Below are 17,073 nucleotides of genomic sequence, written 5' to 3'. Positions count from 1 at the left end.
TGAGTCATTGCTGGTCACCTTGTTTGCTGCGGCGGCCGGTGGCGGGGAGCCAGGCCGTCAGGTCGTCGTCGGTCAGCTGGTGGCGGGTGCGGTGTTCTTCGAGGAAGGCCTGGTATTCCTGCGCCGGGTTGCCGCCCCACTCCTCGTCGTGCTCGCCGTGCCACTGGTGGATCCACGGCATCAGCTCGGCCAGCCCGGCCAACAGGGGCGTGAGCTGCTCGGATGTCCAGGACTCATCGGTGCGGTCATTGACGAGGTTCACCAGGGCTTGGGCCTGGTCCCGGTGGTCCCAGCCCGCCCAGCCCAGCAGCAGCGATCCGTCGGCTCCGGGCGAGGCGTCCGGATACGAAACGAACCGCTCCTTCGGGACGTCGAGCTTGCCGCGCTGCGCCCAGTACGAGCCCTTGCGGAAATCGGATGAGGTGTATTTCGGCGGGACCGGGATGTCCAGCCGTTCGCCGGTGGCATCCTCCTTGCGCTGCAGCGCCCAGACATCCTCCCACTGCGCACGTTTGCGTAGGCCGGAGTCTTTGTAGCGGAAGGCGGCTAGGTAAGGCACGTGCTGGTTGGCGACCACCTTGTCGAGCACCTGCGCCAGCGGCAGGTCCGGCTTGCCGAGATGATCGCGCGCGTACAGGCTCGCGACGGACCGCATGTCGGCGTCCCGGCCGACGGCGTCGGCGAGCTGGTGGATCGTCAGCGTGCGCGGCTGCTCGATCCGCTCACGCAGCGCGAACCACAGGTCCCGCCGCTCACACCGGTCGAGGAGCCAGGTTTCGAGAGCTTCGGCCTCGCGCTTATCCCACGGGGTCTCCGACCAGCGGCGTTTGCACTCCGGGCGCTCGATCAACGCGATGTCGCGGCGCTTCTCAATGACGTCGATCCGGTTCTGCACGATGTCGCGATACCAGGACGGCCAGTGGGCCGGAATCTCCGTAATCGGCGTGGAGCCGTGGCGGTCGAACCACGCTGTCTCGGCCTCACCAGCCGCGACCTTGCGCGCGAGGACGATCTCGAACGCCCGCTCCCCCAGCCGGACTTCTGGGACATCGTCGAAGGATTCCGCCCGCACACCGGCAAGTTCCGTGTCCTTGAGCAGGCCGTACGAGTGGTAGACGGTCCAGTCCAGCTCCTCCTGGACCGCGATCATGCGGGCCCGAATGTTGTCGTGCCCCGCGCGGCCCGCGTCGAGCCGTTCCCGCGTCGGCACCGACTCGGCCGCGATCGACGACGGCGTCACCGCCGACAGGGCCTGTGCCAGCGAGTCCAGTTCGCGGCCAAGTTCGAGCGGAAGCTGTTGCGGTAGCGGGAAATCCTGGAGTTTGGTGCCGGTGAACTCAAAGAAGCGTTCCCAACCTGCGCTGGTGATACCGCCGCCTTCGCCACGGTTGCCCTTGTCGTGACTGACCTGCTTGAGCCAGAAACACGCCGCCGACGAGTTCAGCACCCCCAACAACGCCAGATGCTCGTCCTCACCAGCCCCATCAGGCAGCTTGATCACCGGAGCAGACTGCTTGAAGACCTTCCCGCCCCGGTCCAACACAAAGTGGTTATGCGTAGCCACGAACGCAAACGCGATCGACAGTGGTGTGCGGTACCGCTTCTTGAAGAACATGCTGTGGTCGAACCAGCGAAGGCCACGCTCTTCCGGCTTCTGGCTGAAGTCGATCCGTTCGCGCAGGACCGTTCGGTTCGGCCAGACGAACGACTCTTCGCCCGGTTCGAGGTCACGTTCCTCGCCGAGCCCATCGTATGGGAGCAGGGTCGCCACACTCGTGTCGATCAGGAAGTCTCGAACATCCTCGCCGAGCACGACGGGAACGCACCCGCGAGCGATCTGCCGTGTCACGGCTGCCGATCCGGGCAAATAGAACGCGTCGTCAAGGCCGGTATGAGTGGTCCGACCAGTGACGTCGATCCTCGTCCGAAGCGTCGATTCTTGCTTGTCGATGACAGCAAGGACATCGGCAGCACCACCGCCGCTGAGCGACCAGGGAAACGTACCGAATCCAGCGCGATCGAAGTCCTCAGCGGATACCCATTCCGACTCGCTTCCTGGCCGAGCCCATTGGTCAACGATTGCCGACCACACCAGCCCGTCAGCGGGCACATCGGGCTCAGACGGCTCACCGCGAATCCCGAGCACCGCCCGAATCTTGTCGGTGCGCGGAAAGTGGTTGCGTCCCGCCAGGATCACGGTCGGCGTCCCGTGTCCCGGAATATACGCGCCCGAGGTGTCGATGACGTGGGTGAGGTGGATCTTCTGGGCAAAGTAGTCCTGGATGAGCTTCTTACCGAACTCGCGCTTCATGAACGAGTTCGCGGTGATCTGCCCGACGTATCCGGCCCGGCGCTCCGAGCCGGGCGCCTTGACCGCGAGGTCGAACAGGCGCTTCGCGAACGGCACCGACAGCGCGTACGTACCCGAACAGATCGCCTTGTAATCCGCGCTCTTGCGGTACTTCTCGTTCTCCTGCTTGTCCTTCACCGTGATGTACGGCGGATTCCCGACGACCACGTGGTAGGAGCCCTTGGTCAGCAGCTCGCAGTCGCGCACGTAGTCGTAGACGTCTTCGGGCTCGTACGTGTGCTCCAGCGAGTCGGTCGTGAGCTGCGTTCCGGGCACATCCTTGCCGTGGATCAGCGAATCCCCCACAGCCACGTGGATCGGGAACGTCGCTGCTCTGTCCAGCCTGGACTCGTCGGCTGCCTTCAGCGCTGCCACCAGCAACCGGAATCGGGCGATGGACACCGCGAAGGGGTTCTTGTCGCAGCCGTGCACGGACTCGAGGGAGCGGCGGATCAGTTCCCAGCGATCGGTGCCGGGCTCGGCAGCGCGCCATTTGTCGAGGAGCCGATGGAAGATCCCGAGCAGGAAGTGCCCCGAGCCGCAAGCGGGATCGATCGTGCGCAGGCCCTCCAGCCCGAACTCCTCGACGGCCGGTTCGAGAGTGAGATCCAGGATGAACTCCTCGACGAACTCCGGTGTCTGGAGCAGCGCAAACGTCTTGCGGGCGTTCGCCGACAGGTCCTGGTACAGGTCGCCCAAGAAGCGGGTGTCCAGCTCGGAGTCGGTGAAGTCGTAACGCACGTGCCCATCGGCGTCGCGGCGGCGCCAGAAGCGGATCAGCTCGGTCGCGGCCTCGAACGACGGCGTGACCTCCCACAGCGGGTTGTGGTCGGCGTCGAACAGTCCGGCCGCCGTCGGGTGCGACTCGGCGAGAGTGCGGAACGCAGTGACGATCCAGTCGCGATCGTTGTCCTGTGGGCGCTGTTTGAAGTGCGCCTCGTGCCGGTCCTCGGCTTCCCCGAGCCGCTCCTCGGGGCCGGCCAGGAACGGGTCCGGAATCAGCCCGTTATCCTCGCAGAACCGCACAAACACAGTGCCCAGCACCCACGCCGCCGCGATCTGCGTGACCCGGTCGTCCAACCAGGACTGATAGGCCGCTGCAGTGCGTTCGGCCTCGCGGGCCTTCGCGTACTCGGCGCGCAGCTTCGTGTCGAACTCCTCTGCGCCCGCGCGGGCTCGCAGGTCGTCCTCCAGTGCGGACACCTGGGTACGCAGGTCCTTGACCAGCGCGGCCAGATCGAGGCCGCGGGTCGTCTGTTCGGTCCCCGCCGTTTCGGTCACTGCCGTCTCCTTCACGCGGCGCCCTCGCCCGCAGTCAGTCCCGCCAGGAACGAGCCGTCGAGCACCGCGCGCTCCGACTCCCCCAGCACCTCGACGATGTGCTGTTCGAGCCGCGGTGTGTCGCTTGCCGACTCGCCGGGGCACAGCAGCCACAGCCCGTGCGGGCGGTCGTCGGCGCGGCGGGCCGCGTTCTGCAGGTTCGTCAGCAGGTCCCGGCCGCCCCATTCGTAGTAGCGGCCGAGCAGGCTCGCGTGGTGCAGGAACAGCACCGATTTCGGGTCGCGGCCGTTGAGGTCCGCGGCCACGGTGTCCCATGCGACCTCGACGAACGACGCGAAACCCGGCGACAGGCGACCGGTCGTGCCGAACTCGGTGTCGAGCGCGCGGAAGGTGTCCCACTCCTCGTCGTATTCCTTGACCAGGTCGCGGAACGCGGCGAGGAACAGCGAGTCGACGTGCACCGGCTCCACCGGGAAGGCCGCCGCGATCGACTCAGCCGCACCCGGCAGGTACACGCCGCGCAGCGTCAGCGCCACGAACCCGCCCCGCTGTACCGCGCTATCGAGGCGGGCCTGGGCCGCGACGGCCGGTGCGCCCGGCCGCTCCGCGCTTGCTATCGACGTGAACGAGCTGCTCACGCTCCGCGACGCCTCGGGTGCGGGTGGCACGAAACGGCCCTTCGCGGTGTCGAACACAAGCCGGAACCCGGCCGCGTTCAAGGCCTCTTCCAAGCGGACGTGGGTGATGCCCTCATCGAGGTCGAGCAGCGGGAACCGGGCCCTGACCTTGGCGATCAGGCCCTCGACCGTGATGCCGACTTCGCGGACCCCGGCCGGCGCCTGCGAGATCCGCAGTGCCCGCACCAAGTCCAGGTCCGTCGGATACAGTTCCTGGCGCGGGGACGCGGCCGCGTGCCGCGACATCGCCGCCGCCAGCTCGACGAGGCGGGTGTCCGCCTGGGCCGTGAGGCCGTCCGGTGGGGTGATCGCGCGCAGGTCGCGCAGCACGACGGTGCGGCCGGGCAGCGGCTCCGTGCGCACCAGCTCGTCGGCGCACTCGCCGAGACGCACCGCGAAGTCGGCGAGTTCGGCGGCGTCCGGGTCCGAGGATCCCGGCATCGTCTCCAGCGCGATGAGCACCTTCTCGTTGCGGCGCAGCATGTTCAGCCTGGGTTCGGCGTCGTCGACCGGCGCCTTCTCTGTCTCCACCGCCGCACGGACGACGGCCCGAGCCATGGCCCGCACGCGTGCCGGGTCGGGCTCGATCGAGCCGCGCCGGGCGCGCAGCGCGGCGGCCAGCTCGTCTGCGGTCATCACGCGGCCGGACTCGGCGAGCAGCTCCACGAGCTCGTCGCGGACCGCGGTGACGTGCGCGTCGGCGGCCCACTCGTCGACCGCGTTGCGCTGCTTCGTCGAGATGGCGGCCGGGGTGACGCCGAGCCGCTTGGCGACCTCGGTCTGCGTCAACCACGGCTCCGGCACACCGTCCTCGCCCGGCAGGCCGAGTAGCAGCGGGATCGCGCCCGCGGCCTTGGTGCGGCGCTTCTCGGCGGCGAGGCTGGTGAGCAGCGTGGCGAGGTCGTCGATCGTCGGGGACGCGCCCTCGATCCTCGGGCGTTCGTGCTCGGCGCCAAGTTTCCTGCTCCACAGGCGGTAGCGGCGCTGGAGTTCGTTCTTGGCGCGTCGCCCCTGGCCGCGTGCCGTCGAAATCTGGTGCGCAGGCACCCGAAGCAGCTCGCCGACGGTGAACACCCCGAACACGCCCGCGACCGACAGCGCGCGCGGCGACAGCCCGGCCGCGTCCAGGGGGGTGTCGCGGGTGGCGTTCTTCGCGGCCGCGTCGCGAAGCGCTTCGAGCTCGTCGTCGGCCGGCTCGGTCTCGGGGTCGGCTTCGACAGTGCCCGGGGTGGTCAGCGGCGGCGTGCGGTCGGCGGTCTGGAAGACCTTCCACCAGGCGTCGGCCATCCGCTTGAGGTTCTCGAAGCGCTGGTCGGTGTCGCGGTGCAGGGCGGTGCGGAAGAAGGCGGTCAGCGGCTCGCGCAAGTCCGGGTCGAACAGGTCGGCGGCGAGGATCGGTGTCTCGTCGTCGAGGTGCTGCGGGTGGGTCATCCCGTCGCCCCACTCCGGCAGGCGCCCGGAGGCCATCTCGTGCAGGGTCATCGCGGCGGCGTAGCGCTCGGCGTGGCCGTCGTACTCCGGGCGGCGGGGCGTGCCCAGGAACGGGTCGAGGTAACCGCGCGTGCCCGCCTTAACGTCGCGGTCGGACACCCCCGCGAGGGAGAAGTCGAACAGTTTCAGCTGCGTGGAGCGGTCCGCTCGGCGGAACACCCCGAGGTTGTCGGGCTTGATGTCCCGGTGCCACACTCCGTGCGCCGCGAGCGCGTCCAAGGCGGTGAACAGGTCGCGGCCGTAGCGTTCGAGGTTGTGGTAGGTCAGCTTGCCCTCGTCGCGGATGACCTCGCCCAGCGTCCGCCCGCCCGGATCGGCGCCCCCGGCGAACTCCAGCTCCAGCACCGTGCGCCCGGCCAGCTGCCGCACCGGGTTCAGCAGCTTCACGACCACACCGCCGCCGACCTTCGTCAGCGCCTCGGCCTCTGCCCGAAGCTGGGTAGCCTTGTCCTCGTCGAGGGCGACCTTGAACACCCGGTACTCGGGTCTCGGCTCCTCGTCGGCGTATTCGTCCAGCCGCGACACCAGCAGCGCACGGGCGGTGGCGCCGCTGCCCAGCACCCGCACGACGTCCCACTCACCGTCGACGACCTGCCCCGCCGACGCCTCCAGCGGATCCGCGTCCGGGGCCGCGACGACGTCTGGCACCGACTCCTTCTCCGCGTCGTCCAGGCGTTTGAGGAAGTCGTCAGCCGACAGCAGCCGGTCCAGCGGATCCGGTCGAGTCGCGTCGAACACGAGATCGTCGAGCTCGTCGGAGACGCCGTCGGCCACCGCCGACGGCCGCAGCCCCTGGTTCTCGCCAAGCCGGTCCAGCAGCACACTGCGCGCCGTTGCCGGCGGGCTACAGGTGAGCAGGACATACGCCAGCGCGCCGAGACCGAACACGTCCAGCTCGACTGGGTCGGAGTAGAGCGTGTCGAAGTCCGGCGCGAGATACACCTCCGAGGAGTGCGCCAGGTGCTCGCCCGACACCATGCTGTTACCCATCGAAGACACACCGGTCGTGGTGTCGAAATCGCGGGCGGCAGTCTGCCAGTCGATGATCCGCGCGACCGGCTGCGACCCGTCGTCACGCGCCGACACGTACACCGACCGCGCCGACAGCGCACGATGGTACAACGACCGCTGGTGCGCGTACTGCACGGCCTCCGCGAGCTGCCGCACCAGCTCCAGTCGCGTTTCCACACTCAGCGACTCGCCGAACAGGTCGAGATACGAATCCAGCCGCAAGTCCGTGTGCCTGTGGCGGAACAGGATCGCCGGGGAACCGCCGTGGTCGGCGAACTGCACGGCCTGCGCGATGCCGCGGTGATGGATGCCCTGAAGCACCTGATACTCGCGCTTCGCGGCCCGCTCCACCGACTGACGCTGCTGGTCACCTGCCTGCTGTGCAGTGAGGTAGATCCGGACCCGGCCCTCTTCCTTGACCGGCTCGGACCGCTGCGCGAGCCGGTCTTCCCACGTGTTGCCCGCGTCGAGCTTCGCCGGCTCCAGAGTCCAGTCGTTGCCGAAACGCAGGTGCGCCGTGGACGCGCTGATCCCGATCTGCTGGAACAGGTCCGGCAGCAGCCGCGAGAACTGGGGCTGGACCCGCTGCTTCTCGTGCTTCGGCGGCTTCGCCAGCAGATCCCGCCAGATCTCCGGCAGCCCCGACGCCTCGGAGCGAGCGTAGACGTGCTCGGCCTGCACCTCGTCGAGCTCGGAGCAAAGATTCTCGGCGGTCAGGAAAATCGCGGGCTGGATCCACGGCGTCTTCTCTGAGTGGTGACCGCGCTTGCGCAAAGCCCAGTCCAACCGGGATCGCAGATCCTTGCACTTCATATCCGTCAGATGCAGCGGGTTGCGCAGCGCCCTGGAGAACGACGCGCCCTGGTCACGGAACCTCCAGGTGTCACCGCTGTTGATCACCCTGCCGGGGTGCCCCTTGAGCTCGAGCAAATACAGGCCACCGGGCGTTGCCATGAACAGATCGCACTCGTTGATCCGCCCCGACGACGCGGTGAACGAGAACGTCGCCCAGCCACGGAACGGCTCGGTGTCGGGCATGAGCCGCCGGACGTGGTCGAGGCCCTCCTGCTCCCACGGATACGGCGACGGCCTCGACTGGAACCAGCGCCGAACCCGACCAGGCCCCGGCTTCGGACCCGGCTTCGCGCCACCGCTGGCCACCGAAGCCACCCCCTCGCAAGCGAGATCAACACATTCCCCGCGCGATCATAATGATCGAAACAGAACCCCGACTCTACGGTCGACCAGATCAGCGGAGGACCCCACCTACCAAGACCGACACCCGGACGTGATCGGGACGCACCATGCTACGGAGTCGCCTCGAGCCGACCAGGGGAACATGTCCGGCGATCGACAGCGCCACATACCGTCCGGAGGCCTAGGACTTACCGGTGCGCGTTCGGGCCGGACCGAAGATGATCGCCTGGTCCCGCAGGCTCGGGGAGGTCCTTGCCGGTGCAGGCTTCCAGCAGTTGCGAGGTCACGTCGCCCTCGAGCACCGGGATTAGCTGGCCTGGACCCGACCCGGGCTCGCGGACCCGTTCCATCGGTGAGCGGTCGATCTCGCGCTCGCCATTGAGCAGCCAGCCGAAGAACACCCGCAGCGCCTTGTGCTTGTTCACCGCTGTCGGGGCCGAGCGGGTCTCGATCATCCACGCCTGAAAAGCCTCGGTGATCACGGGCGATCTCAGTGGGGCCCTCCGCGGCGTCGTCAGCGTCGGGGTCAGGGGAGTACTCGGCGAGGTACCGCACGAGCTTCCCGACAGCCAGCAAATAGTTGTAGCGGGTGGTCTCGGGATGGTTCACCGAACGCAGGCTGCGGTCCCAGCCCCGGAGGTATCCGGCCCACACCGCCGAGAGACAAGCGGTGAGCTTTCCAAGTTCAAAACGGCCATTCCCAAACTCTGTAGCCAAGGTTCCTACGAACGCTATGCTTGACTGCGGAAGGCAGAACAAGAACAAACAAGAGGACCTCCGTAGGCCCTGAACTGCGGAAACCCTCTCGCCAGTCGGGACAGCGAGATTCGAAGCCACGAACCCCTTGACGTCCATTACTCCCGCGCCGATGTTTTTGCAGTCCAGATGACTACTGCGGACGAGGATTGTGATCGGCGAGCCCGCTACGGAAGACCATACACGCCGCACGGCCCCCGCCTGATTCCCCAACCTTTCAAATCCGAACCCGCCACCCGTTGGACGTCAACACGGCCAACCTCCGGCCGCGAACCTCCACTCCCTCAAGATTCCGCAGACCAGACGATCTGACACTTTGCAAAATCCCACACATCCGAAATCGCTGCGGCGATCTCTACGCGCTTTACCGGCCCGCGAACCGAGGAGGCCAGGTTGGATAAACCTCTATTCTACTCCCCACTAAATGAATCGCCTTAATCGACGTAGCACAACAAGTCGACTCTCGATCACCAAGGGCAACGCGGAGCACGATCCACCATGTCAGGACATGTGGTTGGCGTTCTCAAGTTGACACGCCAGCAAGCCCCCGCCGTTTCGGGGACACCTCGGGACACCAGCAGCACGTGTCCCGAACGGGCATTTACCCAGATCAGAGGGCCGATCACCCATGTCCCGTCCGGTGTCCCCGGCTGCCCTCCAAACGGACGGCGGGGCACCGACCTCAGCGCCTGCTCGTCACTATGTCGGAAGCAGGAGCCGTGTGGTTAGTGCACAAGCCCCCCTCGGACACGCACGCGTAGCGGATTCGCTACCACAAGATGGATCATATGATGTAGTCGGCAAGGCGGTAAGCGCTTCGGGCGCTGCCGCCTTGTTGTGCTGTTCGGCGGCCTGTGGTGGTGGTCGTCGTGGGTGAGCGGACGATGCCGGGTGTGGTCCCGCCGAGGAGTTCGGCGTCCGGACCGACGCCGATGGGCGGGCGAGTTCGCCGGGAGCTGCCGCTGCCGGAACTCGCCATCTCGCCCGGTGGGGTCCCCCGGATGTGTGCGGTGGCATCGGTGGATTGCCGTGGACGAGTCTCGGACCGGTCGGTGCTGCGCTCCCTGGGCTGGGCCGCCGGGCAACGCCTCGAGATCCGTGCGGTCGAAGGCTCGGTGATGGTCGCCTGCCACGAGGACGGCGTGTTCTCCTTGACCTCGCAGGGATATCTGCGGTTGCCCGCGGCCGTGCGTCACTGGTGCGCACTTCGGCCGGCACAGCGGGTACTGCTCGCCGCAGAACCAGACCACGACGCACTGGCGGTGCACACCATGCCGGTGCTGGCCGCCCTGCTCGCCGAGCCCCACACCCGGATGTTCGGCGGTGAGCACGGATGAACGAGCACCACTGCGCTTCCGACGCCGAACTCGACGCGGCACGCCTCGTGCTCGCACGCATGGGTCTGTCCCCGGAGGACCTGGTCGCCCACCCGCAGCCCACGCAGATCGCACCGACCTTCGCCGACTACATCCCGAAAGTCGCCCAAGCCGTTTCGGCGGGCACGAAACGGGTTTACGGCTCGTACTGGAACCGCGCCGTCGAACACTGGGGGCAGCGCCGGCTCGACGAACCGACCGCGTTGGAGATCAAGCAGCTGGCCGAGCACGTGAAGACCCACGTGGTCGCCCGCCGCAACGCCCGCGGCGGCCGGGGCGCGGCCGAACACCTCATCGCTGCGCTGCGCTGCGTGTACAACCACGCCGTCGCCGACGGTTGGATCGCCGAAGGCGACAACCCCGCCAAACGAGTCCCCAAGCCGAGAAGGCTGCCCACCACACGACGCGGCCTTCCCGACTCCGGACTCACCGAGATCAACCAGATCGCAGCGACCACCGGAAACGACCCACTGCTCGACGCGCTCCTGATTCGGCTGCACACCGAAACCGCCTGCCGCCGTGGCGGAGCACTGGCACTCACGGCACGAGATCTGGATCCCCAGCAGTGCCTGGTGCTGTTGAAGGAGAAAGGCGACACGGCCCGTTGGCAACCGGTCTCACCGACGTTGATGCGCGGACTCCAGGAACACGCCGAACACCGCGGTGCCGCCGCATCCGGCGGGCCGCTGCTGCGCTATCGCAACGGCGACCCCATCACGACCCGCCGCTACGACCACCTCTGGACCCGCATCGGACGCCACCTGCCCTGGGTCGCTACCCAGCAGGTCAGCACCCACTGGCTCCGCCACACCACCCTCACCTGGGTGGAGCGCCACTTCGGCTACGCCGTCGCCCGCGCGTACGCCGGGCACACCGACAGCGGCGGGGACGGCACCACCACGACCTACATCCGAGCCGGAATCGACGAAACCGCCGCTGCGCTCGCCGCCCTCACAGGAGAACCGCACCCACTCGCACAAACCACTGGAGGAGATCAATGACCGCAGTGCCTTAGCGGGTGAGTTCCGGCTGGCCGTACGGCCGTGAGCAGGCGCACCTGTCTGCTCACGGCTCCCGGTTCAGTTCACCGCCGGGCCCCGGCCAACGGGTGAGGTTCTCCCGTCAACGCAGCCAACGCCGTGGCCACCTCGTGGAGATCGGCGCGCACGTAGGTCGCAGTGGCGCCGCCGTCGCCGCTGCCGATCGCGTGCCCCGCGAATTCCCGCGCGACCGCGTAGCCGAAGTGCCGCTCGACCCAGGTCAACGTGGTGTGCCGCAACCAATGCGTGGTGATCTGCTGGGCGGCCACCCACGGCAGGTGCCGGCCGAGCCGATGCCACAGGTGGTCGTACCGTCGCCGCGAAATCGGAGCACCACCGACATAACGCAACAGCTGCCCGTCGGGATCGTCATCGCCCCGAGCCCGGGCATGCTCTTGCAGCGCTCGCATCAACGTCGGCGACACGGGCTGCCAACGCACGGTCTCCCCCTTCTCCCGCAGCAAGACCAAGCACTGATCCACATCCAGATCACGCGGACGAACCGCCAACGCTCCACCACGACGACAAGCCGTCTCCATGTGCAGCCGAAGCAGAAGGGCGTCCAAATCCGGGTCGTTCCCCGTAGTCGAGGAGACCTTGTTGAGTTCCGCGATCCTGCTGGACGGCAAGGCCCGACGCGTGCTCGGCAGGCGACGAGGTTTGGCAACCCGGCGAGCGGGGTTCTTCGCCTCATCGATCAACCCGTCGGACTCCGCATGGCTGTAGATGCAGCGCACCGCACCAACGAAATGCTCCGCGGCACTACGCCCACCGCGCGTGTTCCTTCGGGCGACGGCCTCTTCCTTCATCCGCCACGCGAGCTGTTTGATCTCGGAAGCGCTCGGCTCATCCAACCTGCGCCCACCCCACGCCTGGATCAGCCGACGCCAGTACGGCGCGTACACGCGAGCACTGGACTCCGACACCGCCTTCTCGACTTTCGGTAGGTATTCCGCGAAAGTCGGCCTTTCGTCCCCGGCACCCGCTTCGCCGATCAAGCCGGACGGGTCGATATCCATGGCAGCGAGAAGTGTGCGAATCGCGCCGATCTCGGCGGACCCCGAACTCGAGAAACCCACAACCCCTCCCACTCCAGAGCCACTAAGTTTGATCCAACTCGTAGTAACCGGTCACCATGTCATCAAGAACGGAGACGTGGTGAACGAGCACAGCATCAACGTGCGGCACCGCGACCATGAAAACCCGGCCACCGCCACGCAACCCCAACGCGCCGCGCACCGACACCGGCAATCTCAGGTATCGGTCCGAACGCAGCACAACGGGAGAACGGCCACACCGACGGGCCGTAGCCACCAGGCTCCCGGCAAGTTCGATCACCAGGCGGTCGCCAGGCTGCCAGCCAAGAAAGCTGATCAGCAGCTTGTCGGACACCCTGCCACGACTGTCGACCGCAGCAACCTGATGGCACAGGGGAGAGCCTATTGCCTCGTTCCTCAACGCTGCCATCGGAAGCGGCTCTAACACTTCCGGTTCAACACCGAAATCACGAAAAAAAGCACAGATTCGGCGATTCTCCTCGTAAAATCCACCGGATCGCCACCAACCGATCAAACAGGAATCAACTATTGGCACAGATCTACTCCAGCAAGAGACACTTCCCCAGCAAGCCCACTTTTCGCCAATTCGCAACATCAAAATAGGGCAAGGCCAGGCGTTCACCAATAAGTTCGATCACGTTACCTCGACCGTATTTCCACTACAGCGGAAACCCCAGGAGGGCAGGTGCGACCTGTCAACGAAGCTCTACATCTTGGCCTCTACCAGTCACCGCCCAAACGCCCACACGTTGCTATCCGCATCGGCCTGGCGGGCCGATGCCACGCCGACGTCAACGCCAACTAGGGGATACCTGGAGCAGCGATTGCGATCCTCATCGGCCCTGGCGGGCCAATGCCACGGGTCTGCCCCTGCACCGCGATGTGCCCGCAGTCCTCGTTGCGATCCTCATCGGCCCTGGCGGGCCGATGCCACGCGCCGCCCCCTCGGCGAGCGCGACGGCAGCGTTGTCGTTGCGATCCTCATCGGCCCTGGCGGGCCGATGCCACCGCGGACCGAGCCCTCCGCTGATCCGCGGACCCGACTGTTGCGATCCTCATCGGCCCTGGCGGGCCGATGCCACGTTCCAGGCGCTGGCCACTCAGCGCATCTTCTACTCGTTGCGATCCTCATCGGCCCTGGCGGGCCGATGCCACACCTGTCGAGCGCGAGGAGCCGTACGCGTGGCGGAGAGGTTGCGATCCTCATCGGCCCTGGCAGGCCGATGCCACCTGAATCTGGGTGTACAGGCCGTTCACGTTGGCCCGAGCGTTGCGATCCTCATCGGCCCTGGCGGGCCGATGCCACTAACGAACGATGATGGCGACTTCGAGAGCATGGGAGTTGCGATCCTCATCGGCCCTGGCGAGCCGATGCCACCGAGGTGCGGGGGCTGGCACTGCCCGGCCCCGTCGGCGTTGCGATCCTCATCGGCCCTGGCGGGCCGATGCCACGGCTGGGCGCTCTGCGGTGCCCGGCTGACCCCGAAGTTGCGATCTCATCGGCCCTGGCGGGCCGATGCCACCCTGCATGATCAGGGATAACATCCCCGGTTCAGCAGAGAAGTTACCTAGCCGTCACCAACACGCCCGGGAACCAGTTCGGAACCCCCAGGCGTGTCGCATCACGCTCTGGGCTCCGAACCAGCATTAACAGCACGGGTCCACGTCCGTCGGGGATGCATGTTCCGCCAACGTGGCGAAGGACGTGGCGTGATACCCCTCGGGCACGCAACGCGCCATATCGCGTCAAGGCCAACAGGAACAGCATTCGTGCACGAAGTACATGCGCGTCCCCGACAAAAGAAGGACAGGCGCTCCACGCTCAAGTTCTCGCAACGGGGATTCGACGCCAGCTGTCGCCCGACGGCGCCCAAACCCATGGGCGACGCGCCACGGAAATCACTCGGCTACAGCCTTGATGACCTCCGGCTCACGGTAGGGCTCGGGCCAGAGCAAGAGTCCATAGTGGTCGTCGCCGTCGAGGGCGTCGTCGGAGACGGTGTCCAGGCCCCCCGAGTGGTGGCGCACTCGGTAGCTCCCAGGGCGCACCTGGATTTCGATGACCTTGCTCTTCGCCGCGGTAGGCCCGTTCAGGACGAGGACCCCGCTAGGAGATTCGATGCTCGCTTCCACGACGTGGTCCCATCCCTGCTGCACGTGTTGATCCGGTGCCTGGGCGAGCAGTTCCAGGACGAAGGGCACCTTCGCGCTGCGCGCGGTGCCCAAGCCGATCAGCGTCGGCTCGTCGGGGTCGGAGCCGATGCGCAGATCCAGTAGCTGATCGGTCCACTCCTCGGACACGTCGACCGTCGCGTCGGCCTGGTCGAACAGGTGGATCTGCCCGTAGTCGGCAACGAGCTGGAGTTCCGCGCGGGTCGGCTTCTGCTCTCCGCCTAGCTGCACGTTCGCTCCTTTGGGCAGGTCGTGGACGTGTCGTGCGAGTGGCCCGCGGATCCGCATGGCCTCCACGGCATCCATGCTGGTGACGTTGTTGCGATCGTACGTTCCGCCGAACACGAAGAACCGGCGAGGGATGAGTCGCTGTTGCATCGTCAACGCGCCGAACTCGTCCTGCCACGAGGTTGCGAAGCCGTGCGCGCCGCGGACGTTGGGGTCCGCCAGCAGCCACTCCGCCCAATCCTGCAAGGACGAGCCGATACTGGCGCGCTGCCCGTTCTCCGGGTCGAACGTGACCACGGTCCGGTTACCGGTGATCGCGAACTGGACACCGAAGAGGTCTTGGCCGAAGCAGAAGAGATCATCGGCGAGTGCCCCGTACGTGTCCTTCCACGCGTGCGGCGAGTTCCACTCCGCCAGCTCGGGACCAATACCGCCCGCGCCGCCACGGAACACCTGAACACCCGCGTTGAACAAGGCGAAACCGTTGCGCTGCAACAGCAGCGCGCTCAACTCGCCCAGCGGACCAGAGCTGGTGCCGAAGTCGACTGCCCGGTTAGGTCCGAACGGCCCTTTGGACATCAGGATCAAGTTCAGCAACGGGTCACCCATCGCGATCACCCGACCACGATGCGGACGGCGTCACCATCGTCGAGGCTGCGCATCTGCCGCCCCATCGAGGCGCCGGCCGCCTGGTTGTCGCGCGAGGGAAGGTACTTGACGCTGGACTGGTCGCCTCCTTCGCTGAACACCGCCGGTGGATACTCGTCGCGGTCCAGACCTTCCCTGCCACGCGCGGGAATTCCCCGCAACGCGTCTCCCCGACGCTCGTTGTTCTCATTGCCCGGCGGGTCGTAGGTCAGGACCGATGGCTGCTGCTTCGGGTACGCGGTCGACTCGTCGCCGCGGAACGAGATTCCTTCTTGCGCCTGCAGGATGTGCAGCGACGTTTTCGGATAGCGCTCCGGATCGATGATCACGTAGTGCGGTTCAGGGTCAGCTCCTTCACCGGTAGGGTCTTCGGCGCCGAGTGCTTCCGCGGCTTCGTCGGCGCGTTGGCGTACGAAATCAGCCTCACCGTCGGCCCAGTTGATCACCGATTCTCCGGCCGAACGCATAGTCGTTCGTGCCACATCGGCCTGCTGGTCGCCCACAATCTCGGCGGTTCTCCCCGCGTCTTCCAGGGGCGCGCTTCCGAGAGCGCGTCCCGCGCTGCTCAACACCGTGCTCGCCGCTTCACCGCCGAGTTCGTGCAGTTCGCCGCCGAGAAGGCCGACTCCTTGGATGCCCGCTCCGACTGCTGTTCCGACGGCATCTCCGACATCGGCCACCGAGTCCAAGCTGTTGTGCAAGAAGTTGCCGGGGATGTCAGCGACCGCTCCACCGACTGCACTGAGCGCGTCCCCGATCGCTTCGAGTGCGTCCCCGATGCCGTCGACAAGCCCGCGTTCCCGCGGCGCTGCGGCCTGAGCTCCCGCGACGATCTTCGCGCTCTGCTGCCCGGCCGTGTCGAGCTGTTCCCGCGCCCGCTGCAACGCTTCCCGCGCTCGGGCCCGTACCGGCTCCCCCGGATCAACCGTTTCCGGCGCGGGGGTTGCCGAGGAGCGACGGTCTTCGAGCATGCGCTCCGTGGCGGCTTGCCCTTCGTCCCACAGACGGAGAGCCTCGCGCGCTTGTTCCTGAGCCCACCTCAAGGTGTGGACGAAGGAGTCCAAGGACGTGCTCGCCGACCCGAACGATTCGCCGGCGAGGACCCACCGCTGGGGTTCGCCGTCGAAGTACGCCCGGAACGAGTCACCCGCCTTGCCTTCCCACCCGCTCGAATCCAACGTCCGCAGGCTCTCACCGGTCTCCGACAGCAACTGCCCGTACCGCGACAACGAGGAGGCCGTGGTCGCCACTGCCAGCGGATCACCGGGAACGAGCGCAAGCGGGTCAGCGGTTTCGCCCAACTCCGCGCGCGTCGGCGAGGCCATTCCTGGCCGCACTCGCGGCGGCTTTACCGTCGCCGGATCCGGCGGGCGTGCACCGCCTTCCGCATCCACCAGGTCCTCGGCGCTACCGCCGAGGGCGAACACCAGATCCTGCTCGATCGCGAGGTACGTGCCCGCGCAATCGATGAGGTTCCTGGACAGCTGCTCGCCGTCCTTGGTCAAGTTGTCGACCCCGACCTGCCACCTGTCGCAAAAGCCGGCCACACCCGATGCCAAGCCGGGATGCCCCACGGCTCCGGGAGTGGCATCCACGTCGTCGACCTGCGTCGCGGCGAGAGATGCCATCAACTCCGCGATGCCGAGCCCTGCGATCTTGATCGCCTCGACATCAACGCGGAACCCGTCACCCATACTCCCCAACCACTCGTCTAGACCCCAGTGAGCGTAGCTCGAAGATCATCCATTCGTCGGAGGAAACGTACCCGTCACCGGAACGGCGCAGCAC

Annotated in this window: 9 protein-coding genes and 1 CRISPR repeat array; of the genes, 2 read left to right on the top strand and 7 right to left on the bottom strand. The window is 66.9% G+C overall.

Translation table 11 applies throughout. The annotated features are described in order from the left end of the window. Nucleotides 1-4: 4 nt before the first annotated feature. From pglX to LCD33_RS01200, 3 genes are all read right to left on the bottom strand, one after another. Nucleotides 5-3,631: a BREX-2 system adenine-specific DNA-methyltransferase PglX gene (gene pglX, locus LCD33_RS01210; protein WP_224966474.1), complete on the bottom strand. Its 3,627-nt coding sequence runs from the start codon at nucleotides 3,629-3,631 to the stop codon at nucleotides 5-7. A gap of 11 nt (nucleotides 3,632-3,642) precedes the next feature. Continuing rightward, nucleotides 3,643-7,971: a BREX system serine/threonine kinase PglW gene (gene pglW / locus LCD33_RS01205; RefSeq protein ID WP_224966473.1), complete on the bottom strand. Its 4,329-nt coding sequence runs from the start codon at nucleotides 7,969-7,971 to the stop codon at nucleotides 3,643-3,645. A gap of 224 nt (nucleotides 7,972-8,195) precedes the next feature. Further along, nucleotides 8,196-8,489 (bottom strand): hypothetical protein, encoded by a 294-nt coding sequence (locus LCD33_RS01200; RefSeq protein ID WP_224966472.1) that lies wholly within the window; start codon nucleotides 8,487-8,489, stop codon nucleotides 8,196-8,198. 1,284 nt (nucleotides 8,490-9,773) lie between these two features. Between LCD33_RS01200 and LCD33_RS01195 the strand changes: the two genes are divergently transcribed. After that, a complete protein-coding gene (locus tag LCD33_RS01195) occupies nucleotides 9,774-10,100 on the top strand; it encodes an AbrB/MazE/SpoVT family DNA-binding domain-containing protein (RefSeq protein WP_224966471.1) in 327 nt (108 codons plus the stop codon). Then, nucleotides 10,097-11,140, top strand: a complete 1,044-nt coding sequence (locus LCD33_RS01190) for a site-specific integrase (protein ID WP_224966470.1) — start codon at nucleotides 10,097-10,099, stop codon at nucleotides 11,138-11,140. The genes LCD33_RS01195 and LCD33_RS01190 overlap by 4 nt, the downstream gene beginning before the upstream one ends. 83 nt (nucleotides 11,141-11,223) lie before the next feature. On the opposite strand, the gene LCD33_RS01185 is transcribed toward LCD33_RS01190, so the two are convergent. From LCD33_RS01185 to LCD33_RS01170, 4 genes are all read right to left on the bottom strand, one after another. After that, nucleotides 11,224-12,198, bottom strand: a complete 975-nt coding sequence (locus LCD33_RS01185) for a site-specific integrase (RefSeq protein WP_224966469.1) — start codon at nucleotides 12,196-12,198, stop codon at nucleotides 11,224-11,226. 82 nt (nucleotides 12,199-12,280) lie between these two features. Next, complete coding sequence (locus LCD33_RS01180) at nucleotides 12,281-12,571, bottom strand: hypothetical protein (protein WP_224966468.1); 291 nt, start codon at nucleotides 12,569-12,571, stop codon at nucleotides 12,281-12,283. A gap of 414 nt (nucleotides 12,572-12,985) precedes the next feature. Next, a CRISPR array of direct repeats spans nucleotides 12,986-13,760; the repeat unit is 37 nt; unit sequence GTTGCGATCCTCATCGGCCCTGGCGGGCCGATGCCAC. A gap of 376 nt (nucleotides 13,761-14,136) precedes the next feature. Further along, nucleotides 14,137-15,255 (bottom strand): hypothetical protein, encoded by a 1,119-nt coding sequence (locus tag LCD33_RS01175; RefSeq protein WP_224977437.1) that lies wholly within the window; start codon nucleotides 15,253-15,255, stop codon nucleotides 14,137-14,139. Then, entirely contained in the window at nucleotides 15,252-16,979 is a 1,728-nt protein-coding gene (locus LCD33_RS01170; protein WP_224977436.1) for a putative T7SS-secreted protein, read from the bottom strand. Before LCD33_RS01170 ends, LCD33_RS01175 begins: the two co-directional genes overlap by 4 nt. Nucleotides 16,980-17,073 lie beyond the last annotated feature (94 nt).

The organism is Saccharopolyspora sp. 7B, from assembly GCF_020177435.1.
Taxonomy (GTDB): Bacteria; Actinomycetota; Actinomycetes; order Mycobacteriales; family Pseudonocardiaceae; genus Saccharopolyspora_C; species Saccharopolyspora_C gregorii.
Note: the sequence above shows the minus strand (reverse complement) of the source record. Positions and strands in the feature narration are given on the sequence as shown.

Coding starts and splice junctions, on each gene's coding strand:
- LCD33_RS01190 (WP_224966470.1), top strand. CDS start 10,097: ATGAACGAGCACCACTGCGCTTCCGACGCCGAACTCGACGCGGCACGC.
- LCD33_RS01185 (WP_224966469.1), bottom strand. CDS start 12,198: ATGGATATCGACCCGTCCGGCTTGATCGGCGAAGCGGGTGCCGGGGAC.
- LCD33_RS01170 (WP_224977436.1), bottom strand. CDS start 16,979: ATGGGTGACGGGTTCCGCGTTGATGTCGAGGCGATCAAGATCGCAGGG.